Here is a 21,318-nt window from a genome sequence, read left to right as displayed (position 1 = left end):
GTCGCCGGAGGCGATCGGCCCCGCCAGAGCCTGGGACCGTGTCGTCGGGGTTTCGTCGGGACCAGGGCGGGCACTTCCGGGCCCATGCACACCGAGGACAGCGCCGAGCCCGCCGCCACGATCACGCCGTACCAGGACGGGCCGCTGCTGGTCCGGGGCGACTTCGCCCTGGTCACGCCCGACGGCGAGCGGATCGACGCCCGCCGGGGCACGGTGGCGCTGTGCCGGTGCGGCATGTCGGCGCTCAAGCCGTTCTGCGACGGCACCCACAAGGTGGCGAACTTCCGGGCGGGCACCGCCCGGGAGGGCTGACCCCGCTACGCCACTCCGGCCAGCGGTCCCGCGGTGGCGGACGGCAACGCCGTGGCGGGCACCGAGATGGTCCGCGGTGCGGGCGCGCGCAGGGAGCTGCGGCCGGCGGCCCAGCTGTCCAGCAGGTGCGCGGCGAACATCCGGTCCACGGCGAGCGCCGCGGCCGCGCCGAAGAGCACGTCGCCGGCCAGCGTCGGCTCGACGCGGACCAGGCCGCCGCACAGGTCGTGCGCGGCGATCTGCTCGTGCACCGCGTCGGCCTCCACGTGCTCGTCGTAGAAGCGGGTCGCCACCTCGTCCAGGCCGAGACGGCGCAGCCCGTTGCCGTACCGGCGGTTGGGCAGCGACGAGGTCATCTCGTAGGCGGCCAGGTGACCCAGGAGCGCGCCGCGCAGCCGCCGGTGCAGCCCGAACAGCGACATCAGGTTGTTGGTCGCCAGCGTCACGGCGGGAACGGCGTCCAGGTGGGCGCCGTAGCCGGTGTCCAGGCCCAGCCGGTCCAGCGTGCGACGGAACAGTTCGGCGTGCATGCGGTCCAGCCGGCCGTTGCCGTACTCGTCGGTCTGGATCTCCACGAGGGCGGCCTTGGCGGGCCCGCCGAGGCGGGGCAGCGCCCAGCTGTGCGGGTCGGCTTCCCGCAGGTGGTAGACCGAGCGGTGGGTGACGAACTCACGGAACTGGGTGAGGTCCGCGTGCCGTTGCAGGGTGGCGGCCAGTGGCGGCCCGTCGTCGGCGGCGACGATCTCGGCCAGCCCCGCCGCGACGCCGCCGGACGGCACCGGCGGCGAGCCGACCAGTCGGCGCAGGGCCGCCTCGAAGGGCCGCTCGGCGCGGGCGCGCAGGGCCAGCAGCGAGGGCTGCCACTCCCAGCCCTCGTCCACCCCCCGCCAGCCCCGGTAGTGCAGCTCGTAGCAGAGGAACAACGTCAGTTGCAGGTCCTCGTCGGTGAGCGGGTCGGCCGGGTCGAGGTCGCCGCCGAGGCCCGCCGGAAGGTCGTGCGGCGGACGCCGCAGGGCCCTCACCAGCGCCGTGGACAGCGGGCCGCGTGGTCGCGGAAGCGGCGCGGGACCGTAGCGGCGGTCGGTGGGCTCCGGCATGTGACCTCCAGCGTCGTCGGGCGGCTACTGATGCCCGGACGGAGTGCGCCTAAACGAGGCCCTCCGCGTTCACGGTCAGCTCCACCTGCTCCCGGACCTTCCGGGCGGCGTCCCCGTTGGAGTACAGGCTCCGCAGGTCGGCGAAGGCCGGCTCTGGCGCCGCCAGCGGCACCGCGGCGTCGACCACGGCCTCCAGTACGCACGGCCGGTCCGCGGCGAGCGCCTCGTCCCAGGCCGCGCCCACCAGCTCCGGACGGTCCACCCGGACGCCGTGCAGCCCGAGCAGCCGCGCCCAGCCGGCGTACGGGACGTCGGGACGGCGCTGGGCCGGATCGGAGGACGTCGGCCGCCCACCGCCCATGCCGGACTGGTCGCGGTTGTTGAGCACCAGCACCACCAGCCGCGGGTCCCGCCACTCCTGCCAGTGGTGCGAGACGGTGATCAGCTCGGCGAGCCCGTTGAGCTGCATGGCACCGTCGCCGACCAGCGCGATGACCGGCTGGTCGGGGGCGGCGAGCTTGGCGGCCATCGCGTACGGCAGGGCGCACCCCATCGAGCCGAGCGTCCCGCACAGCTGCGCGTTCACCCCGGGCGGGAGGATCAGGTGCCGGGCGTACCAGTAGAGGACCGAGCCGACGTCGACCGCGACGGCGCCGACCTGCGGAACCCGGGTCGACAGCTCCTGGAGTACGAGCTGTGGGTTGACCGGATCGGCCGGCGCGGCGGCGCGGTCGGCGGCGGTGGTGCGCCACCGGTCCACCGAGCTCTCCACCGTGGCACGCCAGTTGTCGTGGGGCCGCCTGGGCAGCCGCGCCAGCAGCGCCCGCAGCGTCTCCGCGGCGTCGCCGACCAGCGGCACGTCAGCCGGGTACCGGGTGCCGATCCGCCGGCCGTCGATGTCGATCTGCACCGTGCGGGCCTGGTCGGGCATCGGGAAGTAGTCGGTCCACGGGTCGTTGGTGCCGACCATCAGCAGCGTGTCGCAGCCACCCATCAGCTCGGCCGCGGCCGTGGTGCCGACCTCGCCGAGCACTCCGGTGTGGAAGGGCAGCCGCTCGTCGAGCACCGGCTTGCCCAGCAGCGAGGTGGCAACCCCGGCGCCGATCCGGTCGGCCAACTCGACGATCTCCCGGCCCGCGCCCCGACCACCCTGGCCCACCAGGATCGCGGTGCGCTGGCCGCCGCCGAGCAACTGGGCGGCGGCGTCGAGGTCCACCTCGTGCGGCAGCACCCGGGCCAACGACTCGCCCGGGTTCGCCGTCGTCACGCCGGCCGAGTTCCGCTCCAGGTCGGAGACCATGGCCTCCTGCAGGTGGCGGGGCAGCACGACGCACGTCGGGTTGCGGGTCGCCGCCGCCGTGCGGAACGCCTGGTCCAGCAGCCCCGGCACGTGCTCGGGGCTGCGGGCGTACTGGACGAACTGGTTGCACACGTCGGCGAAGAGCCGGCTCAGCCCGATCTCCTGATGCGCCCCGCCGAGCGGCCCGGAGATGTCCTCACCGACGATCGCCACCACCGGCGTGCTGTCCAGCTTGGCGTCGTACAGGCCGTTGAGCAGCTGCACCGCGCTCGGCCCCTGGGTGGCCAGGCAGACCCCGATGCCGCCGGTGAACTTGGCGTGCCCGGTGGCCATGAACGAGGCCGTCTCCTCGTGCCGGGCCGGGATGAACGCCGGGTCCCCGCCGGTGCGGTCGAGCGCCGCGACCAGCGGGGCGATCGCCGCACCGGGGAAACCGAAGGCGCGTGGCACACGCCAGGCCAGGAGCCGCTCCACCACCAGGTCGGCGACGCTGCGCTCAGCCATTGCCCCGCCCGGGGGTGCTGGCGTCGACGTACCGCAGCACCGCGCCGACGCCGTCGGTGAGCTCGGGCGCCTCGTCGGGGCCCAGCACGGTCATCGCCGCGTCGGTGCCGACCAGCGCCCGGACCAGCGCCGCGTCGGCGCGGACCCGCTGCGGGTCGTCCACCGACATCGCGGTCAACTGCCCCGGGTCGACGGCGATCTCGGTCGGCTCCGGGCCGATCCACAGCTCACCGTTGGCCGACGGGTCGTCCACGATCAGCATGGTGTCCACCTGGTTGCGTTGCAGGGCCCCGACGACCGCGTCGAGCCCGGCGCCCACGTCCTCCTGGACGCCGAACCTGTCCAGGGTGGCGCTGATCCGCTGGTCGGCGACCTCCGCGATGGTCTGCACGGTGAGGTCGTCCAGCAGGGTCTGGTCGGCGCCGGCGGCCCGCGACCCGGCGTCGGTCCGCACCATCAGGTCCTGCCACCGTTCGGGCATCTGGGCGGCGATCATGCCGGTGGCCCGTACGTCGCCGGCGATCACCACCACCTCCGCCCCGACCTTCTCGGCCAGCTGGACGGTCGCCGCGGTGACGTCGCCGGCGTTGTGGTGCCACGCCTCCATGGCGGCCTTCTGGTAGATGTCCTGGGACCAGCCACCGGGCTGCGGTTTGCGCAGCGGGAAGGTCTCCCGGCCGACGACGTGCGCCCGCCGCGGCACTCCTCCGGCACTGATCGCGATCGCGTCGGCGCCGGTCCGGTTGGCCAGCACCCGCACCCAGGCCACCTGTTCGCCCCGCTGGGCGAGCAGCGGCATCACGTGCGGCAGTGGCGCGTAACTGGCCAGGTCGCGCAGAGGTGGCGCGGAGAGGTACTCCGACAGCACCACCCGGCCACGCGTGGCGAAGAGCGCCAGGCCGTAGTCCCCGGCCATCGGGTCGTGCCCACGGACCACCCGGTCCAGTGCGGCGACGGTCGCCTCGTCGGCGCCCTGGTCGGTCAGTTGACGCGCCAGTGCACGCCAGCGCAGGGCCAGCGCCGCGTGGGCGTCCTCCGTGTCGGCGGAGGCGTCCACGTACACCGAGCACCACGGCCCGGGTCGGTCGTAGAGCGGGCGCAGGAAGGACAGCTGCATGCTCGACCCCTTTCCAGCTCGGCCCCCCGCTTACCCGGGTCGCCCGGGATGTCACCTCGCGGCCGTGAGCCCGTGACCAGGTTTCATTCACGTCGTTCAACCGGGGACGTCGATACGATCTGTGAACGGAAGCGGACTCTCGGTGGTGGAGATGGACAGCGGACTCGATACCCGACGGATCGTGCACCCGACGGAGCGGATCGTCACCGGGCGGTTGATCCGCCTGCTCGACGGCTACACCCGCGAGGTGCGCATCGGCCAACCGGTGCTGGTCGCGGTGCTCGCCGCGGCGGCGTTCGCCCGGCTGCCCGCCCTGCTGCTGCGCTCGCTGTTCCCGGCGGGCGGCGGTGGCACGCGACGGCGCTGGAAGGAGCTGAAGCAGGGCCCGGAGTACCTGGTCACCCCGGTGCGGCTGCGCAACACCGCAGGTCAGCTCTGCGAGGTGGAGCTGCACGGCCACCTGCCGCAGAGCGCCCTGCACCCGGCGGACCACGTGCAGCTCACCCTGCGCCCGCAGCGCGACCCGGAGCTGCCACCCCGCATCGAGCGGATCGTCAACCTCACCACCGGGCAGCTGCTCACCCCGCGTACGGCGACACTCTGGTCGCACCTCGGCCCGCCGCTGCTGTTGCAGGCGGTGCTGGGCGCGCTGCTGCTCGCCGGTGTCGCGGTCGTCGCCGCGCTGACCTGACCGGCTGCCGGGTTTCCCGGCTCGGCACGGCGGGCACCGGCACCGGCATGTTTCCCGGATTCACGCTAGAGGAGATCGACGTCGGCCCGGTACGCCTGCGGGTACGCCACGGCGGGTCGGGTTCGCCGGTGGTGCTGCTGCACGGCCACCCCCGCACCCACGCCACCTGGCACCGGGTGGCACCGCTGCTCGCCGAGCGGCACACCGTCATCTGCCCCGACCTGCGCGGCTACGGCGGCTCGTCCAAGCCGGCGGAGACCGCCGACCACTCCGCGTACGCCAAGCGGGCGATGGCGCGCGACGTGGTCGCGCTGCTCGACGCGCTCGGCCACCGGCGGGCCGCGGTGGTCGGCCACGACCGGGGCGCGTACGCGGCGATGCGCACCGCGCTGGACCACCCGGACCGGGTCAGTCGGCTCGGCGTGCTCGACGGGATCCCGATCGGCGTGGCCCTGGACACGTGCGACGCCCGGTTCGCCGCCCGCTGGTGGCACTGGTTCTTCCTGGGCCAGACCGACAAGCCAGCGGAACGGGTGATCAACGCGGACCCGGACGCCTGGTACGGCGGTTCCGCCGCCGAGATGGGCGAGGAGGCGTACGCGGACTACTCCCGGGCGATCCACGACCCGGCGACGGTGCACGCGATGTGCGAGGACTACCGCGCCGGCCTGGGGCCGGACCGGGCGGCCGACGACGCGGACCGCGCCGCCGGGCGGAAGATCGAGTGCCCGGTGCTGTTCGTGTGGTCCGAACGCGACGACATGGTGGAGCTGCACGGCGACCCGGCGGCGATCTGGCGGGAGTGGGCCGACGACGTGCGGGCCGCGTCGGTCGACTCGGGTCACCACATGGCCGAGGAGGCGCCGGAGGCACTGGCCGCCGTCCTCGGCGACTTCCTCGCCGACTGACCGGTCAGCCCGACCGGTGGCGGGTCAGCCGACCGGGGCGGGCTCGGGCGCCGGTCGACGGTCGGTGCCGAGCATGCCCCGGCGGCGGGCCCAGCGCTCGTAGGCCAGGGTGGCGAACGGCGGCACCGCGCAGGCCAGCGCGACCACCGTGGCCAGCAAGCTCCACCGGTGCAGCCGGGCCACCGCCAGCACCAGCAGGACGTACGCGACGAACAGGCCGCCGTGGATCGGGCCGAAGATCTTGACGCCGATCTCGTTGTCCGGCGGGCCGTACTTGACGGCCATGCCGACCAGTAGGGCCAGCCAGGAGCACGCCTCGGCGATCGCCGCCGCGACGAAGAGCCCGGTCACCTTCTCGCGCATACCCACGCCACCACCTCTCGGCCCGCCATGCTATCCGTGCGGGCCGGCCGCCCCCGGAGCGGACCACACGGACGCGACAGGGATCACCGGGCCCGCTGCTGGGTAGGAATAGACCATCGGGTCTTTCCCATCCGCCGGACACGTGCGAGGTTAGGGAGACCAGCGGTGACAGGGTGGTGACCATGGGCGAGGATGTCGGCGTACGGACCTTCAGTCGTGAGGACCGGGCCCGCTACCGGGAGAAGGTCCGCAGCTGCCTGGATGTCTTCGCCGAGATGCTGCGCGAGTCGCGGTTCGACATCGACCGGCCGATGAGCGGGCTGGAGATCGAGCTGAACCTGGTCGACCAGGAGTCGAATCCGGCGATGCGCAACGCCGACGTGCTGGCGGCCATCGCCGACCCGAGCTTCCAGACCGAGCTGGGCCAGTTCAACATCGAGATCAACGTGCCGCCGCGGCGGCTGACCGGCACCGGCACCGCCGACTTCGAGGAGGACGTGCGGGCCAGCCTCAACGCCGCCGAGGAGAAGGCCCGGGCGATCGGCGCGCACATGGTCATGATCGGCATCCTGCCGACGTTGCGCCCGGAGCACCTGACCGCCGAGACGCTCTCGGCGAATCCCCGTTACAAGCTGCTCAACGAGCAGATCTTCGCCGCCCGGGGCGAGGATCTGCCGATCGCCATCAGCGGGGTGGAACGGTTGGCTGTCACCGCCGACACGATCACCCCGGAGGCGGCCTGCACCAGCACGCAGTTCCACCTCCAGGTCAGCCCGGCCCAGTTCGCCGACTACTGGAACGCCGCCCAGGCGGTCGCCGGCCTCCAGGTCGCGCTCGGCGCGAACTCGCCGCTGCTCTTCGGCCGGGAGCTGTGGCGCGAGACCCGCATCCCGCTGTTCCAGCAGGCCACCGACACCCGGTCTGAGGAGATCAAGGCGCAGGGCGTACGGCCGCGGGTCTGGTTCGGCGAACGCTGGATCACCAGCGTGTTCGACCTGTTCGAGGAGAACGTCCGCTACTTCCCGGCGCTGCTGCCGGTCTGCGACCCGGAGGACCCGGCGCAGGCCCTGGCTGCCGGCGAGGTGCCCAACCTCGCCGAGCTGCGGCTGCACAACGGCACCATCTACCGGTGGAACCGGCCCGTGTACGACGTGTCGCGCGGCCGGCCGCACCTGCGGGTGGAGAACCGCGTGCTGCCCGCGGGCCCCACCGTGCTGGACACGATCGCCAACGGCGCCTTCTACTTCGGGCTGGTGCGGGCCCTTGCCGAGTCGGACCGGCCACTGTGGTCGCAGATGTCGTTCAGCGCCGCCGAGGAGAACTTCACGAGCTGCGCCCGGTACGGCATCGACGCCCAGGTCTTCTGGCCCGGCCTCGGCTACCTGCCAGCGACCGAGCTGGTGCTGCGCCGGCTGCTACCGCTGGCGCACCACGGCCTGGACCGGTGGGGGCTGGATCCGGCCGAGCGCGACCGGCTGCTCGGCATCATCGAGCAGCGCTGCCTGACGGGCCGCAACGGCGCGAGCTGGCAGGTGGAGACGCTGCACCGCCTGGAGACGGCCGACCACCTGGACCGGCCGGCGGCGCTGCGCGAGGTGGTCCGTCACTACGTGACGCTGATGCACAGCAACCGGCCGGTGCACGAGTGGCCCATCCCCTGACCCGGCCGGGGCCCCTGAGCCGCCGTCACTCCCCCGGTCGGTCCCACGGCGACGGGTCGTCGCGCAACCTGCTGTAGAGGTACCCGTCGCGCCAGGCGCCGGCCCGGAACTCGCAGGCCCGGACGACGCCCTCAAGCTGGAAGCCGGCCTTCTCCAGGGACCGCTGCTCGGCGACGTTCTCCGGGTGGGTGCCGGCCTGGATGCGCTGCGCCGGGCTGTGCTGGAACAGGTAGTCGCAGAGCAGCGCCTGTGCCCGCCACCCGATGCCACGCCCGCGCCACGCCGGCAGCAACACGATCCCGATCTCCCAGTACGACGCCATGCCGCTGTAGCGCCCCGCCTGGTAGCTGACGATGCCGGCCCCGCCCCGCTCCGGCTCGACCTCCACGACGAGCCGTCCGTCGTCCGTGCCGAGCCAGCCGTCGACGGCGAACCGCCGCGCCGGCGCCGCCGCATCGCGGAAACCGGACCAGTCCAGCCCGATCAACCCCGGCTCGGTGCAGAACCGCCGGAACATCGCCAGGTCGGGCTCGGCGACCGGCCGCAGTCGAACGGTGAGGTCGTCCGTCAGGGGTGTCGACGTGCCACCAGGCTCCATCTCGACACGGTAGCCGCCCGGTCGGCGCGACGGCGGCTAGCGCGGGTTCGGCGCTCCGCGTCGGCGGCGTGGACAGCGTTCCACCCTGTCCCTTGTGGACCCCCGGTCGCATCGATGTTTGTCGTAGGCTGGGCTCGCTCCGACATCGATGACGATGGAGGGATGTCTGTGGAGACTTCCGGAACAGACCGCGCCCCGACCCCGAGGTCCGTCAACGGCGCCCTGTCCCGACGGCACGTGCTGCGTGCCGGCGCGGCGACCGCCGGCGGCGCGTTGCTCGTCGGCACGTCCGAGGCGGCGCAGGCCGCGGCGCCTGGCCCGAAGCGGGTGTTGCGGGCACCGGCGCTGGCACCCGGTGACCGGGTTCGGGTCGTGTCGCCCGGTGGCACTCCCAACCCCGCGAACATGGCCCGAGGCATCGAGATCCTGCGGAGCTGGGGCCTGGAGGTCGAGCTGGGCGCGCACGTCTTCGCCAGGTACGGCTACCTGGCCGGCACCGACGCGCAGCGGTTGGCGGACCTGAACGCCGCGTTCAACGACCCCGGGATCCGGGGTGTCTTCGCCGCCCGTGGCGGCTACGGCACGCAGCGGATCGTCGACCGGATCAACGTGGCCGGCATCCGCCGCGATCCCCGGGTGGTCGTCGGGTTCAGTGACATCACCAGCATCCACGGCAGGCTCTGGCGCGAGACCGGGCTGGTCACCTTCTACGGCCCGATGGTCAACTGGAACGACAGCCGCACCGGCCCGGAGTCGGCCGAGGCGCTGCGCCAGGCCGTGATGACGACGGCACCCGTCACCATCACCCGGGATCCCGCCGAGACGGCCGCCCCCGTGCTGGTGCCGGGGCGGGCGACGGGTCCCCTGCTCGGCGGCTGCCTCACGCTGATCTCCACATCGCTGGGCGCCGCCGACGCCCCGACGTTCGACAAGGCCATCCTGTTCTTCGAGGACGTGGACGAGGCGCCGTACAGCATCGACCGGATGCTGACCGAGCTGCGCCGGGTGGGCGTGCTGTCCCGGGTCGCCGGGGTGGTCATCGGCCAGATCACCAACAGCGTCGGCGGACCCGACGAATGGGATGCCGCAGCGGTGCTGAAGGACCGCCTCTACGACCTCGGCGTGCCGGTCCTCGGTGGGCTCCGACTGGGCCACGGCAACGGTCAGCTCACCGTTCCGCTCGGTTCACGCGCCACGATCGACGCCGAGGCGGGGACGCTCACGGTGCAGGCCGGAGTCGGTCCGCGCTAGCCGCGCGCGACCAGAAGGTTGGTCAGGCGTCCGGCTCGGTGGCCGGTCCCTGGTCCGTCGGATCATCGGCGCTGACCTCGCCCATTGCGCGGGCCATGTCCCCGCCCTGACGTCGCATGACCAGTTCCTCGGCCACGACCATCACGGCGATGACCAGGATCAGGGACGCGACCGCGACGAGGGCAGGAATCAGCGTGGCCAGCGGCACCAGAAGCAGGCAGGCCGCGCCCGCACCGACCCGACGCCAGGCGATCGTGCGGTGGATTCGCCAGTACGCGTAGGCGAAGGTCAACAGGAACAACGCGCAGCCGCCGGCGAGGAGCATCGCCTCCCGGGACGGCAGTACGTCGAGTGGCGCGGGAACCATTTCGACCAGACTGACGGCGATGGTGATGATCCCGAAGCTGAAGAGCAGGTGGCCGTAGACGAGGACCGTGCGGCGCAGGTCGGGCTGGTCCGGGGCCTGCTCCAGGGCCCGCCGGAAGTCGGACAGGCCGTAGCCGAAGTAGGCGTACCAGAGGATGCTGACCAGGGCGTAGGCGGCAGCGATGGCGATGAACCGTGCGAAGGTCAGGCGTTCGTGGGCGGCCACCGCCCCGACCTGGATCAGGGACTCGCCGAACACGAGGATGATCAGCAGTCCGTAGCGGTGGGTGAAGTGCGCGGCCTGCACCCTGCTCTGCGCGACAAGGTGACGCGCCACCCAGGGGCTCAGCAGGTCGACGGTGGCGGCGACGGCCCAGAGGGCGACCCGGGCGGCGCCCTGCACGAGGGCGCCCGCCAGCAGCAGCGGTCCGGTGAGCAGGAAGACTCCGTAGGGGCCGACGAGAAGGCGCCGCCAGGAGGGGAGATGGCGCAGGGCCAGACCGGTCAGCAGCACCCGGCCGGCAACGTAGATGGCGACGAAGAGCAGGCCGTAGTCGTCGTAGGCCCGGGGAATCGTCAGGGCCATCAGGAGGCTGACGAGCCCGAGCGTGATGATGCCGACGCGGTCCAGCAGCGACCGCATGTCGCGTTGGTTGGTGTAGAGCACCACGCCGCCCCAGGCCCAGTAGACCGGGACGAAGAGGATCAGTGCCCGACCGGTACCGAACCAGCTGTGGTCCTCGTGCAACTGCTCGGAGAACTGGGTGAGGGCGAAGACGAAGGCGAGATCGAAGAAGAGTTCTTCCCAGGTCACGCCCCTGCCGCCTGATGCTGGTCGCATCGACTGCGTCACCAGCCGAGGGCAGGTGGCACCGTAGTTGTCGGCGGTGCCGACGACTCACCGCCCGCCGGCTCCACGAGCTTCACCACCAACCTGCCTCCGACCGTCCCCCCGCCCCGACGAGGCGAGGTTAACCGCGGAGATCGAGACGCCACGGCGGAATGACAACAGGGTCACCGGAAGGGGCCGATCCCGTTCTGCCTAGTGCCCTGATCGGAACGTTACCGGGTTGGCGGCGGCAACCGAGTTCCAGTGATCGCCCAGTTGGTGCAGGCCGACGAGGACACGGTGCGGGACGTGATCCACCGGTTCAACCAGATCGGCCCGGCCTGCCTGGACCCTCGGTGGGCGGGATGCCGACCCCGCCTGCGCAGCCCTGAAGGACTTCGTCGTCCAGACGGCCACCACCCGCCCGACCAAGCTCAGCCAGCCTTCACCCGCTGGTCCATCCGCAAACTGCTCGCCTACCTGCGCGAGGTGCACGGCCGGGTGATCCGCATCGGCCGCGAGGCCCTGCGCCAACCCCGGGCCCAGTGGCGCCCGCAGGAGCGCTCACAACCGACAGATGCGTCACAAATGCGCGTTCTACGCGTTCGGGTCCCATTCTGCGAGCTGCTCCATCGGCTCGGTGTCGCCGGTGGTTTCCAGGCCGTCGAGCGGGACGCGCTCGTAGAAGTAGAGGACCAGTTCGCTCGCTGCGCCTCGCATCACCATGTCGCCCGGCTCCGCGTCGGCGGCGAGGTCGTCGCAGCGGACGCCGTCGGCATTGAGGGTCAGGCGCCAGGAGCGGCCCTCGGTCGCGTGCAGGTCGATGGTCGCCGGCTTGAACGGCCAGGGGACGGTCGTCGCCGAGACGGTCGTCAGGAACTCGTCGACGCCCTCGACCGCGACGTCCGTCGGCAGCGGCTGTGCGGCCCCCTGGGTGAGCTGGGCGTCGTAGGTGTGGACGGCCAGCTCCTGGATCTGGTGCCGGGCCACGGCTCCGCTGGTCTCCGGGGCCTGCGAGCGGCCCCACCAGGTCCAGCAGCCTCGGTCCGGGCCGGCCTCGCGCATCGCGTCGAGCATGAGCTCGGTCGACTCGGCGAGCCAGGCGTCCAGGGCTTCGCGGTCGCGGGGCGCGGTCGGGGCGCCCTTTGGGTCCGTCCTCGCCGGGGGCTCAGCGCCCGGGCCCGCCGCGATGATGGCGGCCTGGCGGCGGCGGCCGTCGCCGAGGTGCTGCGCCAGTTCGCGCAGCGTCCAGTCCGGGCAGGTCGGGACCTGGACGTCAAGGTCGGGGGCGGACGCGATCGCGGCGCGGAACGCGGCCGAGCGGTCTTCGATCAGCCGCAGGACCTCGGGGAACTCCAAAGTGTTGTGCACCTCGGTTGTGTATCACTGCGCTCCGGCCGCCGGGTAGCGAATTTGTCGGACGAACGCGTCGACAGCCGGGCGGAGCGCCGGCGCCGAAGCCGTCCTGAAACTCCGCGCACTGATGTCCAAGCAGACTGGCTGCACCGACCGCTCGGCGCACCTTTCGTTGATGATGGTTGCCATGACGTCTGTGGGCGCCCAGCGGGTGCGGGATGCGAACCGTGCAACGCAGAGTCCGTTGGAGCAGCGGCTGATCGAGTCCGTCGCCCACGGCACGGTGCTCGACCTGGCCGGTGACGATCCGGTCGACGAGGCAGCGATGCGGTCCTGGGGCGATGACCGCGTGATCTCGGCTTCGGTCATCCGTGAGCTGGTCCGCGGCCGGCTGGTCAGCGAGCCCGACCCACACGGCCTGCGGCTGCGCGGCGCGCGGATCGTCGGCCAGATCGATCTGGAGAACATCACCAGCGATCTTGCGCTGGAGCTGCGCGACTGCCTGCTGCCCAACGGCGTGAACCTTCGCAATGCCCGACTGTCAGTGGTTGCCCTGACCGGATGCCGCATCGAGCAAGTGTCCGATTCGGCTGATACGGCACTCGATGCCACACGCTGTGTCGCGTGGGTGATGTCGCTCAGGACAAGCACCGTCACCGCTGACGCCGTCACCGGCACCGTTCGTCTCGCCGCCGCACGCGTCGGCACGTTGGACTGCCGCGGAGCGCGGTTGGAGAACAGCACCGGACCTGCACTGGACGCCGACGGCCTCCAGGTCGACCAGAGCGTGTTCCTGAATGACGGGTTCACCGCCACCAGCCCCAACGTGCGGGGCACCATCCGGCTGCTCGGCGCCCACATCGGCGGCCAGCTCAACTGCGGTGGGGCACGGTTGGAGAACACCGTCGGCCCGGCACTCAACGCCGACAATCTCCGCGTCGACCAGAACGTGCTGCTGTCGAATGGCTTCGTCGCCACCAGCGCCAGCGAGCAGGGCACCATCCGGCTGCTCGGCGCGCACATCGGCTCGTTGAGCGCGGGCGGTGCGCGACTGACGAACACCGCCGGACCGGTCTGCGACGCCGACGGCCTCACCGTTGACCGGGACGTGGCCCTGGACCGCGGTTTCACCGCCAGCAGCGCCAGCGAGTGGGGCGGCGTCGGCCTGTCCGGCGCCCACATCGGCGGACTCCTGGCCTGCGGTGGGGCGCGCCTGGAGAACACGACGGGTCCCGCCCTCGACCTGAACGGCCTTCGTGTCGACCAGGACGTGCTCCTGGATGACGGTTTCAGCGCCACCAGCAGCGGTGAGGAGGTGGTCGTGCTGGTGCTGGCCGGAGCGAGGATCGGTGGGACTCTCCGCCTCGACACCGATCTGGTGACGCGCACGGCGCCGGACCCGGGACCGCTGATCGAGTTGGACGGGCTCACCTACAGCGGGCTGCCCCGGCCGGCGGCACTGCGGGGTTGGCTGACACTGTTGCGCGACCACACGCCTCGTTACAGCGCGCAGCCCTACCAGCACCTCGCCGCCGCGTACCGCGCCGCCGGTCACGACCGCGACGCCCGCACGATCCTCATCGCCCAACGCCGCGACCAGATCCGGCGCGCCGGGCTGACCGCCTCCGAGCGGGCCTGGGGTCGCCTCATCGGCAGCACCCTCGGCTACGGCTACCAGCCCTGGCGGGCCCTGCTCCTGCTCCTCGCCACACTGGCGATCGCAGTCACCCTCGGCGTCCTCGGCGGCCACCACGGCGGCCTGGCGCAGAAGCCGGCGACCAACGGAGCAGCCACCACCTGCACCACCATCGACCGGATCGGCGTCGGCCTCGACCTCGGCACCCCACTGCTCAAGACCGGCGCCCGGGACCGCTGCCAACCCACCGACACGCCCGCCGGCCAGGCCCTGACCATCGCCGGCTGGATCCTGCAGCTGCTCGCCTGGAGCTTCGCCACCCTCTTCATCGCCGGCTTCACGAGCGCGGTCCGCAAGACCTGAGCGCACGCTGGCCTGCTTCGGTCACGTGTTCGCCGTCCGGCCGGTCGTATCTGCGGGCGATGCTCAACCGCGTGGGGTGGGTACCCCGAAGAGATCGGTGATGCCGCCGGGAAGTTGGGCGAACAGGTCGTGACGCTCGTCGTCGTCGAGCGCCTCGGCGACGGTGCGCAACACCGCCTGGGCGTGCTGACGCACCGCGTCCGCGTCCGCGCACTGCTCCCGGTCGCCCACGTGGCGCAGGAAATCGCCGACGTCCCACCGGCGGCCCTGCGGATTACGGGTGACGGACGCGTTCAGCCGCTCCGGTAGCTGAGCCGCCAGGTGGTCGGCCTCCCGTCCGGCGAGCCGTTCGCCGAGCACCGACAGGACAGCCTGTACGGACCGCACGGCCTCGTTCTCGCCGAGGCCCGCGCGCTGCCGTACCGTCGCGATCAACTGGTCGTACTCCATGACCCGCTCCTTCCGACGCGTCGAGCCCGAACCGGCCCGGCGGTCTGCCTGCCAACCGGGACCACGTCACCGTGCGGCCTTCCTCTCGCGGTGAGCCAGGCGAGTTCCCAGGCTCTCTGGGCGCAAACGAGGTCACTCGTCGGCCCGGCTCGGCCGTCTGCCCCAAACCAGTGGCGCGGCGTCGATGTGCGCCACTACCGTGCTGCGAACCACGCCGTCGAGTGAGGGACGTGCCGTTGTACACCCTGTGAGACCTCCCGAGCGCTGATCTGTCGCGCGTCGCCCATGTGCGCCGCGCCCCTTCTTGCTGCGGACTTCTCACTGAAACCGGTGTACCCCTGTGCTCAAAAACTGGATGGTCGTGCCCACCCGCCTGCCTCTCGTCCGCCGCCGATGCCACGCGTGCGCGTCCGAACGCTTCAGGGCAAGCGGCAAGTTTCGCGTCAACGCCAACCACAAGCTCATCGACGTCTGGCTCCTCGCGCTCTGTACCGCCTGCGGGGAAACCGCAAAACTGACGGTCCTCGAACGGATGACTGTGCGCTCCATACGACCCGAACTGCTGGACCGGCTGCACGACAACGACCCTGGCCTGACAGCCGAACTGCTCCAGGATCCAGCCGTGCAGCGCCGTAATCGCATCGCTCTCGACTGGGACAACGCCTGGCGTCTCGACACCGGCGGAACGGATCACCTGGACCGCGAGGTGGTCGACGTTACGGTCCGCTTCGCGGCGCGGATCCCTGTCCGCCCGGTGCGACTGATTGCCGAAGGCTGCGCTCTTTCGAGGGCCGAGGTCGATCGACTGATCGCGGAGGAGAAACTTGTTTCCGCAGTCCGGCTGAGCGGCAAGCTCTCCGGCGACTTCACCTTCACGCTCAAGCGCTGACCCCTCCTCGGGGCCACGGGCCTGTCCGGCGTGATCCGCCGGGCAGGCCCGTGGGACTTGTTCCGGAAGTGTCGGTCGAGCCGAGCCCGGCGCAGGCCGGCCAGCACTTCCGAAACGAGCCCTAGTCGCGCTTGGGCCAGATGGGGCCCTGATCGGTCCAGGTGACACCCTTGTTGCGGCAGAGGCAGAAGGGGTGGCCAATGGGGTCGGCGTAGACACGGAAGCCGTAGCCGTCGGGGCCGATGCAGTCCCGCTGCAGGGTCGCGCCGAGGGCAAGGAGACGGCGCTGTTCGGCCTCGATGTCGTCGACTTCGAAGTCGAGGTGGAACTGCTTGGGGTGCTCGCTGTCGGGCCACTGCGGGGCGCGGTAGTCCTCCACCTGGATGAAGGCCAGTTCGATCTCGCCGAACTGGATACCGGCCCAGTTCTCGTTGCTGCCCTCCTTGACCGGGAGCCCCGTCACCTCGGAGTAGAAGGCTGCCAGCTTCATCGTGTCCGGGCAATCGATGATGAAGTCGGTTAGTCGTAGCATCCCGCGATCTTGCCACGGGATCATATGAGCCGGCTTTGGGACAGGCCCGAGCGGCGAGAACCTACCGGGCCGCGAAGATCGGACCCACGTCCGAACCGTCGATCGACCGGGACCAGGTCGTTCGTCGCGAGTGCGAGCCCTGGTCCCGGCCGATCGGCCGATCAGCAGTTCTCGGTGGTGTACTGGACCCACGGGTTGAGGTACGCCCCGCTGATGAAGCCGGACCCACCGGTGCTGAAGCGCACGTGCCACCAGACGGCGATGCCGTTGACCGTGTCGCCGCGCGTGGCGCAGTCCAGGTACGCCGTCACGCCACGATTCACCTGGCCATAGGCGGTGCAGGACGTGTGCGGCCCGGTGCGGTATCGGACACCGTCTGCCGTCACCACGGCTGTACGGCTGCTTCGGTCCGACCAGCCCTGCCCACAGGCCGCCGACGCCGGTGTCGCGGGCACCACGTAGGTCACCGCCGCCGCGAGCAGCGCGATACCTGCCAGCCGAGCACTCATTCGTCGCGTGGTCATCGGTCTCCCTCCACAAAGGTGACTGTCAGCCCAGCCTATATCGATGGATGTGCTCAACCCTCTCGCTTCTCGTCGACATCGGGCCGCTACGACAGCGCCGGGCCCATCACCTGGCTAGAGCGCCCACCGGATCACGGTGACCAGCCCGAGCACGGCCAGGGCCAGGACGACCAGGCCGATCAGCGCTGCCACCAGGCAGGGCAGGGCGTCGCGCCACCCGTCGGGCGACCGGGGACGGGGGCCGGTCTCCGTCCAGGCGACCCGGTCTTCCCGTCCGGCCTGCTCGACCAGGCGACCGAAGCGCGCGCGTGCCACCGGCCCGAGCCGGTCGGTGGGCTCGGCGTTGACCTTCAGCACGAGCAGGCGCCGCCAGGCATCCGGGTGGGCCCTCTCGAACGCGCCGATCTCCTCCGCGGTGGCGTCCTCGCCGAGGAATCCCCACCGCCCGGCCTCGACCACGTTGCCGACCTGCCGGTACAGCGCGGCACGCCGCGCCCGCAGGTCCAGGTCGTCGGGGTACGCGGCCGTCAGGCTCGCCAGGCGCTGCATGGCCGGGTGGACGTGCCCCCGCCGCAGGTCGAGATCCACCTTCGCGAGCACGTGATCTTTCGCCATGGCGGTCATTCTCAGCGGCCCCCGGCCGGACGGAAAGCTCAATTCCGGCGGCCACCCTCACGTCTCGTCGTGGGCCAGGCGGATCAGTCGGTCGAGGACGTGGCCGCCGCTGACCCGCAGGCCGTCGTGCTCGTACTCGTTGGTGACCCAGGTGCGCAGGCCGCGCACCGATCGTGCCGTGGCCAACGAGTCGTCGGTGTCGACGTACATGTCGTCGTGGTAGACGGCGGCGACCACCGGCACCTCGTTGCGGGCGAGCTGCTGCGGGTCGTACAGGTCCGGCCACTCCGCACGCCGCGCCAGCAGCTCCGCCGTCTCGCGTAGCGGTGCCAGCGCCGGATCGGTGGCGAACATCCACGGGTAGATCATCTCGCCGGTCAGCAGCACCGGTCCGTCGTCCGCCAGCGCCCGGTCGACGTCGAACTGCGGGAACTCGGCGCGGACGGTCTCGGCCGCCCAGCCGGTGGCCTCCGGCGTGACCGACCGCTGGCCGTAGATCGGCTCGTGCAGCAGGGCGTAGAGCGGGCGGTTCGCGTACGAGAGCTGGCTCTGCACCTCGGCGAGGAACGTGTCGGAGAGCTGGCCGTCGGGCATCCCGGGCAGGAAGGCGTCTTCGAGCAGGTAGTGCAGTGTGTGCGTACCGTTGCCGGTGCCCAGCGTGGTGCCGATGGCCTGGAACGCCTCGGCGGTCAGCGACCCGCCGCCGGGCAGCCGCACCTCCCGCTCCCGCAGGTGCCGCACCACGGCGCGGACGGTCTCGACGTCCTGCGGGTAGCGCGCGTAGTGCGCCTCGACCTTGCGCCGCACGCGCGGGTACGCGGCCCGGTAGACGTCCTGCGCGGTGCTGCGCAGGCCGGGGAGGCCGCCGGTCACGAAGGCCTCGCGGACGCCCTCGGGCGCGTACGACAGGTAGGTGAGGGTGCAGAAGCCGCCGAAGCTCTGGCCGAGCAGGCTCCACCGGCCGTCCGCGCCGAGGAGTTCGCGGCGGATCAGCTCGCAGTCCCGGACGATCGAGTCGGCCCGGAAGTGCGCCAGGTAGCGGGCCTGCGCGGCCGCGTCTCCGCGCAGCGGCAGCGTGTGACGGTCGGCGGGGGTGGAACGGCCGGTACCGCGCTGGTCCAGCAGCAGCACCCGGTAGTCGTCCAGCGCGCGGTCCAGCCAGGCGTCCCGGCCCACCGGGCGCGGTGACCGGCCGCCGGGGCCGCCCTGCAGGAAGAGCAGCCAGGGCAGCGACTCGCGCTCCTTGCCGGCGGCCACGACCTCCCGGGCGTACACCTCGATCTGCTCGCCGGCCGGGTCCGCGTGGTCCAGCGGTACGCCGAAGCGGTGGTCGGTGATGACGGTGCCTGGGTGGCGGTAGGTCGGCACGGTTCCCTTCCCGGGTAGTCCTGAGGTGCGGCATCTCTGAGCGTCGCCGCCACGGTACGTGACAGCCGGGGCCGGCCCGGCCGAGGTGGCGACCCGTCACGGAAGGCGGCCGCACGGAGTTAACCGGCGCGTGCAGTGGGTAGCCGGCAGGCGCCCCTACCAGCGCCGGGAGAGGTCGGATGACGGCGACCAGTGCCTTCTTCGAGCGGTTGACGGTCGCCGGCCAGGACCCGCGGTTCAGCAAGATCTGTGGGAGCGTGCGATTCGACATCCGGGACGGCGACCGCGTGGAGCAGTGGCTCCTGATGATCGATCATGGCCGGATGCGCGTGACGCGGAGCGGCGATCCCGCCGGGACCGTCATCACGGTGTCCGCTCCGTTCGCGGAGGCGATGGCTCGGGGCGAGGTGAACGGCCTGGCCGCGATCCTCCGAGGTGAGATCCAGGTCGACGGTGACCTCGCCATGGCGCTGCGCATCGGGCGCCTGTTCCCCCGAGCGCCGGAGCAGGCCGACGCCGGCAGCGAGAAGCAGTCATGAGGGACATCCCCGGCACAGTGTCGTGCATCGACGGCAACACCTTCATGGTGTCCGAGGCCAGCGGCGACGTGGAGTCGGCGAGCAGCACCCCGGTCGGGCTGTTCGCCGCCGACACACGTTTCCTGTCCCACTGGGTGCTCACCATCAACGGTGAACGGTTGGCCGCGCTGTCGGTGGACGACAGCCAGTACTACGAGGTGACGTTCTTCCTGGTGCCGGGTGGGGCGGTCGACTACGTGCAGGCTGACGTGTCGGCGATCCGGCGGCGACGTATCGGCCCGGACCTGACCGAGTCGCTGACGATCTTCAACTACGGTCAGCAGGACGTCGATCTCGACGTGCGGCTCGAGGTGGCGACCGACTTCGCCGACATCTTCGAGATCAAGTTCGACATCCACGACAAGGTCGGCAGTCACTACACCCACGTCGACGGCAACGAGTTGCGGCTGGGCTACCGCCGCGGCACGTACCGGCGCGAGGTTTCCGTGACGGCGAGCGAGCCGGCCACCTTCGACCCGCACGGGCTGCGGTTCACGGCGCGGCTACGGCCCGGGGAGCAGTGGTCCACCCGGTTGCAGGCGGTCATGCGTGCGCTGCGCCCGGACGGCGTCGACTTCCGGGCCCCCCTACGGGCGCTACGTCCGCACGAGTCCACCCTGCCCGACAGCGTGGAAGCCTGGGTCGCGGAGGCCCCGAAACTGGACACCGAGAGCGTCGCTCTCCAGCAGGTCTACCACCGCAGCCTGGTGGACCTGGCGGCGCTGCGCTTCGCTCCGCTCTCGCTTCGCGGCGCGAGCGTGCCCGCGGCCGGGCTGCCCTGGTTCATGACCCTGTTCGGCCGGGACAGCCTGCTGACCTGCCTGCAGACCCTGCCCGTCACACCGTCGCTGACCCCGCCGACACTGCGGATCCTCGCCTCACTCCAGGGCGCCCGGACCGACAACGTGCTGGACGAGGATCCCGGCCGGATCCTGCACGAGTTGCGCTACGGCGAGTCGGCCGCGTTCGAGGAACAGCCGCACTCCCCCTACTACGGCACGGCGGACGCCTCACCGCTGTTCGTGGTGCTGCTCGACGAGTACGAGCGGTGGAGCGGCGACGCTGCGCTGGTGATGGAGTTGGAGCAGGAGGCCCGCGCGGCCCTGACGTGGATCGACCGGTACGCGGACCTGAGGTCCACCGGCTACATCTGGTACGAGAGCCGCAACCGCACCACCGGCCTGGAGAACCAGTGCTGGAAGGACTCCTGGGACAGCATCTCCTTCGCCGACGGACGGTTGCCGACGTTCCCGCGCGCCACCTGCGAGATACAGGGGTACGCCTACGACGCCAAGATCCGAGGGGCGCGGCTGGCCCGTACGTTCTGGGGCGACCCCATTTACGCCGACCGGTTGGAACGCGAGGCGGCGGCGTTGTACGACCGCTTCAACGAGGACTTCTGGCTCGACGACCGCGGCTACTACGCCCTCGCACTCGACGGCGAGGGCACTCCCGTCGACAGCCTGTCCTCGAACATCGGGCACCTGCTGTGGAGCGGCATCGTGCCGCCGGAACGGGCCCAGCGGATCGTCGATCACCTCATGGGTCCGGCGCTCTTCTCCGGCTGGGGGGTCCGTACCTTCGCCGAGGGGCAGAGCCGCTACAACCCGCTCGGCTACCACAACGGCACCGTGTGGCCCTTCGACAACTCGTTCATCGCCTGGGGCCTGCGCCGGTACGGGTTCGCCAGTGAGGCGGGCCGCGTCGCGGAGGGCATCCTGTACGCGGCCACGTACTTCCAGGGGCGCCTGCCCGAGGCTTTCGGTGGTTTCGACCGCCGCACCACCCGCTACCCGGTCCGGTACCCGACCGCCGGCAGCCCACAGGCGTGGTCCAGCGGGGCGACGATGCTGCTCCTGCGGACCATGCTCGGCATCAACCCGCACGAGGACCACCTCGCCGTGGACCCGGCACTGCCGTCCGGCTTCGCACGGATCGCGCTGCTGGACATCCCCGGCCGCTGGGGCAAGGTCGACGCCTTCGCCCGCCGCCGCCCCGACCAGCCGTAGG

21 protein-coding genes and 1 pseudogene are annotated in these 21,318 nt (G+C 71.6%); 10 read left to right on the top strand and 12 right to left on the bottom strand.

Annotation, left to right across the window (positions count from 1 at the left end; translation table 11 throughout):
- Positions 1-84: 84 nt before the first annotated feature.
- Positions 85-312, top strand: coding sequence for a CDGSH iron-sulfur domain-containing protein (locus ACTWLT_RS28230; protein WP_252414842.1), 228 nt, complete (start codon positions 85-87; stop codon positions 310-312).
- A 5-nt stretch (positions 313-317) separates the two neighbouring features.
- Here the strand turns inward: ACTWLT_RS28230 and ACTWLT_RS28225 are convergent, their stop codons facing one another.
- The 3 genes from ACTWLT_RS28225 to ACTWLT_RS28215 are packed head-to-tail and all read right to left on the bottom strand — an operon-like array spanning position 318 to position 4,330.
- Complete coding sequence (locus tag ACTWLT_RS28225) at positions 318-1,409, bottom strand: iron-containing redox enzyme family protein (RefSeq protein ID WP_445320967.1); 1,092 nt, start codon at positions 1,407-1,409, stop codon at positions 318-320.
- A gap of 49 nt (positions 1,410-1,458) precedes the next feature.
- On the bottom strand, positions 1,459-3,213 hold the full coding sequence (locus ACTWLT_RS28220) for a thiamine pyrophosphate-binding protein (RefSeq protein ID WP_445320966.1): 1,755 nt from the start codon (positions 3,211-3,213) through the stop codon (positions 1,459-1,461).
- Positions 3,206-4,330 (bottom strand): baeRF2 domain-containing protein, encoded by a 1,125-nt coding sequence (locus ACTWLT_RS28215; protein WP_252414845.1) that lies wholly within the window; start codon positions 4,328-4,330, stop codon positions 3,206-3,208. Before ACTWLT_RS28215 ends, ACTWLT_RS28220 begins: the two co-directional genes overlap by 8 nt.
- Before the next feature lie 142 nt (positions 4,331-4,472).
- Between ACTWLT_RS28215 and ACTWLT_RS28210 the strand changes: the two genes are divergently transcribed.
- Positions 4,473-5,021, top strand: coding sequence for a hypothetical protein (locus tag ACTWLT_RS28210; protein WP_445320991.1), 549 nt, complete (start codon positions 4,473-4,475; stop codon positions 5,019-5,021).
- Positions 5,022-5,068: 47 nt separating this feature from the next.
- Positions 5,069-5,929 carry an alpha/beta fold hydrolase gene (locus tag ACTWLT_RS28205; RefSeq protein WP_445320965.1) on the top strand — a complete coding sequence of 287 codons (861 nt, stop codon included), beginning with the start codon at positions 5,069-5,071 and terminating at the stop codon, positions 5,927-5,929.
- A 24-nt stretch (positions 5,930-5,953) separates the two neighbouring features.
- On the opposite strand, the gene ACTWLT_RS28200 is transcribed toward ACTWLT_RS28205, so the two are convergent.
- The gene (locus tag ACTWLT_RS28200) at positions 5,954-6,292 is read right to left on the bottom strand and encodes a DUF3817 domain-containing protein (RefSeq protein ID WP_252415077.1); all 339 of its coding nucleotides are present in this window, start codon (positions 6,290-6,292) and stop codon (positions 5,954-5,956) included.
- 182 nt (positions 6,293-6,474) lie between these two features.
- Here ACTWLT_RS28200 and ACTWLT_RS28195 point away from each other — a divergent pair, with 182 nt between their 5' ends.
- Positions 6,475-7,953: a glutamate-cysteine ligase family protein gene (locus tag ACTWLT_RS28195; RefSeq protein ID WP_445320964.1), complete on the top strand. Its 1,479-nt coding sequence runs from the start codon at positions 6,475-6,477 to the stop codon at positions 7,951-7,953.
- Between the two features lie 25 nt (positions 7,954-7,978).
- Here ACTWLT_RS28195 and ACTWLT_RS28190 read toward each other — a convergent pair whose 3' ends face one another.
- On the bottom strand, positions 7,979-8,551 hold the full coding sequence (locus tag ACTWLT_RS28190) for a GNAT family N-acetyltransferase (RefSeq protein ID WP_445320963.1): 573 nt from the start codon (positions 8,549-8,551) through the stop codon (positions 7,979-7,981).
- Positions 8,552-8,713: 162 nt separating this feature from the next.
- Between ACTWLT_RS28190 and ACTWLT_RS28185 the strand changes: the two genes are divergently transcribed.
- Positions 8,714-9,802: a S66 peptidase family protein gene (locus ACTWLT_RS28185; RefSeq protein ID WP_445320962.1), complete on the top strand. Its 1,089-nt coding sequence runs from the start codon at positions 8,714-8,716 to the stop codon at positions 9,800-9,802.
- Positions 9,803-9,824: 22 nt separating this feature from the next.
- On the opposite strand, the gene ACTWLT_RS28180 is transcribed toward ACTWLT_RS28185, so the two are convergent.
- Entirely contained in the window at positions 9,825-10,982 is a 1,158-nt protein-coding gene (locus tag ACTWLT_RS28180; RefSeq protein WP_445320961.1) for a low temperature requirement protein A, read from the bottom strand.
- Positions 10,983-11,258: 276 nt separating this feature from the next.
- Here ACTWLT_RS28180 and ACTWLT_RS28175 point away from each other — a divergent pair.
- Positions 11,259-11,372: pseudogene (locus ACTWLT_RS28175) on the top strand (helix-turn-helix domain-containing protein); the annotation flags it as partial.
- A 222-nt stretch (positions 11,373-11,594) separates the two neighbouring features.
- Here the strand turns inward: ACTWLT_RS28175 and ACTWLT_RS28170 are convergent.
- Positions 11,595-12,368 carry a maleylpyruvate isomerase N-terminal domain-containing protein gene (locus ACTWLT_RS28170; RefSeq protein ID WP_445320960.1) on the bottom strand — a complete coding sequence of 258 codons (774 nt, stop codon included), beginning with the start codon at positions 12,366-12,368 and terminating at the stop codon, positions 11,595-11,597.
- Between the two features lie 172 nt (positions 12,369-12,540).
- On the opposite strand from ACTWLT_RS28170, the gene ACTWLT_RS28165 reads away from it, so the two are divergent.
- Positions 12,541-14,352 carry a hypothetical protein gene (locus tag ACTWLT_RS28165; RefSeq protein ID WP_445320959.1) on the top strand — a complete coding sequence of 604 codons (1,812 nt, stop codon included), beginning with the start codon at positions 12,541-12,543 and terminating at the stop codon, positions 14,350-14,352.
- Positions 14,353-14,415: 63 nt separating this feature from the next.
- Here the strand turns inward: ACTWLT_RS28165 and ACTWLT_RS28160 are convergent, their stop codons facing one another.
- Entirely contained in the window at positions 14,416-14,802 is a 387-nt protein-coding gene (locus ACTWLT_RS28160) for a DUF2267 domain-containing protein (protein ID WP_252414853.1), read from the bottom strand.
- Between the two features lie 340 nt (positions 14,803-15,142).
- On the opposite strand from ACTWLT_RS28160, the gene ACTWLT_RS28155 reads away from it, so the two are divergent.
- Positions 15,143-15,691, top strand: coding sequence for a DUF1062 domain-containing protein (locus ACTWLT_RS28155; RefSeq protein ID WP_445320958.1), 549 nt, complete (start codon positions 15,143-15,145; stop codon positions 15,689-15,691).
- A gap of 121 nt (positions 15,692-15,812) precedes the next feature.
- Here ACTWLT_RS28155 and ACTWLT_RS28150 read toward each other — a convergent pair whose 3' ends face one another.
- The 4 genes from ACTWLT_RS28150 to ACTWLT_RS28135 all read right to left on the bottom strand — a co-directional run bounded on the left by ACTWLT_RS28150 (position 15,813) and on the right by ACTWLT_RS28135 (position 18,730).
- The gene (locus ACTWLT_RS28150; protein WP_445320957.1) at positions 15,813-16,223 is read right to left on the bottom strand and encodes a VOC family protein; all 411 of its coding nucleotides are present in this window, start codon (positions 16,221-16,223) and stop codon (positions 15,813-15,815) included.
- Positions 16,224-16,384: 161 nt separating this feature from the next.
- Entirely contained in the window at positions 16,385-16,747 is a 363-nt protein-coding gene (locus ACTWLT_RS28145) for an SH3 domain-containing protein (protein ID WP_445320956.1), read from the bottom strand.
- 114 nt (positions 16,748-16,861) lie between these two features.
- Entirely contained in the window at positions 16,862-17,362 is a 501-nt protein-coding gene (locus ACTWLT_RS28140; protein ID WP_445320955.1) for a DUF6584 family protein, read from the bottom strand.
- A 57-nt stretch (positions 17,363-17,419) separates the two neighbouring features.
- Positions 17,420-18,730 carry an alpha/beta fold hydrolase gene (locus tag ACTWLT_RS28135; RefSeq protein WP_445320954.1) on the bottom strand — a complete coding sequence of 437 codons (1,311 nt, stop codon included), beginning with the start codon at positions 18,728-18,730 and terminating at the stop codon, positions 17,420-17,422.
- A gap of 179 nt (positions 18,731-18,909) precedes the next feature.
- Here ACTWLT_RS28135 and ACTWLT_RS28130 point away from each other — a divergent pair, with 179 nt between their 5' ends.
- Positions 18,910-19,269, top strand: coding sequence for an SCP2 sterol-binding domain-containing protein (locus ACTWLT_RS28130; protein WP_252414858.1), 360 nt, complete (start codon positions 18,910-18,912; stop codon positions 19,267-19,269).
- 5 nt (positions 19,270-19,274) lie between these two features.
- Entirely contained in the window at positions 19,275-21,317 is a 2,043-nt protein-coding gene (locus ACTWLT_RS28125; RefSeq protein ID WP_445320990.1) for an amylo-alpha-1,6-glucosidase, read from the top strand.
- Position 21,318: the final 1 nt, after the last annotated feature.

The organism is Micromonospora yongxingensis (assembly GCF_052601155.1).
Note: the sequence above shows the minus strand (reverse complement) of the source record. Positions and strands in the feature narration are given on the sequence as shown.

What these genes read in the sequence shown, in the direction of transcription:
- ACTWLT_RS28230 (WP_252414842.1), top strand. Translation starts at nt 85, where the DNA reads ATGCACACCGAGGACAGCGCCGAGCCCGCCGCCACGATCACGCCGTAC.
- ACTWLT_RS28225 (WP_445320967.1), bottom strand. Translation starts at nt 1,409, where the DNA reads ATGCCGGAGCCCACCGACCGCCGCTACGGTCCCGCGCCGCTTCCGCGA.
- ACTWLT_RS28220 (WP_445320966.1), bottom strand. Translation starts at nt 3,213, where the DNA reads ATGGCTGAGCGCAGCGTCGCCGACCTGGTGGTGGAGCGGCTCCTGGCC.
- ACTWLT_RS28215 (WP_252414845.1), bottom strand. Translation starts at nt 4,330, where the DNA reads ATGCAGCTGTCCTTCCTGCGCCCGCTCTACGACCGACCCGGGCCGTGG.
- ACTWLT_RS28205 (WP_445320965.1), top strand. Translation starts at nt 5,069, where the DNA reads ATGTTTCCCGGATTCACGCTAGAGGAGATCGACGTCGGCCCGGTACGC.
- ACTWLT_RS28200 (WP_252415077.1), bottom strand. Translation starts at nt 6,292, where the DNA reads ATGCGCGAGAAGGTGACCGGGCTCTTCGTCGCGGCGGCGATCGCCGAG.
- ACTWLT_RS28195 (WP_445320964.1), top strand. Translation starts at nt 6,475, where the DNA reads ATGGGCGAGGATGTCGGCGTACGGACCTTCAGTCGTGAGGACCGGGCC.
- ACTWLT_RS28190 (WP_445320963.1), bottom strand. Translation starts at nt 8,551, where the DNA reads ATGGAGCCTGGTGGCACGTCGACACCCCTGACGGACGACCTCACCGTT.
- ACTWLT_RS28185 (WP_445320962.1), top strand. Translation starts at nt 8,714, where the DNA reads ATGTCTGTGGAGACTTCCGGAACAGACCGCGCCCCGACCCCGAGGTCC.
- ACTWLT_RS28165 (WP_445320959.1), top strand. Translation starts at nt 12,541, where the DNA reads ATGACGTCTGTGGGCGCCCAGCGGGTGCGGGATGCGAACCGTGCAACG.
- ACTWLT_RS28160 (WP_252414853.1), bottom strand. Translation starts at nt 14,802, where the DNA reads ATGGAGTACGACCAGTTGATCGCGACGGTACGGCAGCGCGCGGGCCTC.
- ACTWLT_RS28150 (WP_445320957.1), bottom strand. Translation starts at nt 16,223, where the DNA reads ATGCTACGACTAACCGACTTCATCATCGATTGCCCGGACACGATGAAG.
- ACTWLT_RS28145 (WP_445320956.1), bottom strand. Translation starts at nt 16,747, where the DNA reads ATGACCACGCGACGAATGAGTGCTCGGCTGGCAGGTATCGCGCTGCTC.
- ACTWLT_RS28140 (WP_445320955.1), bottom strand. Translation starts at nt 17,362, where the DNA reads ATGGCGAAAGATCACGTGCTCGCGAAGGTGGATCTCGACCTGCGGCGG.
- ACTWLT_RS28130 (WP_252414858.1), top strand. Translation starts at nt 18,910, where the DNA reads ATGACGGCGACCAGTGCCTTCTTCGAGCGGTTGACGGTCGCCGGCCAG.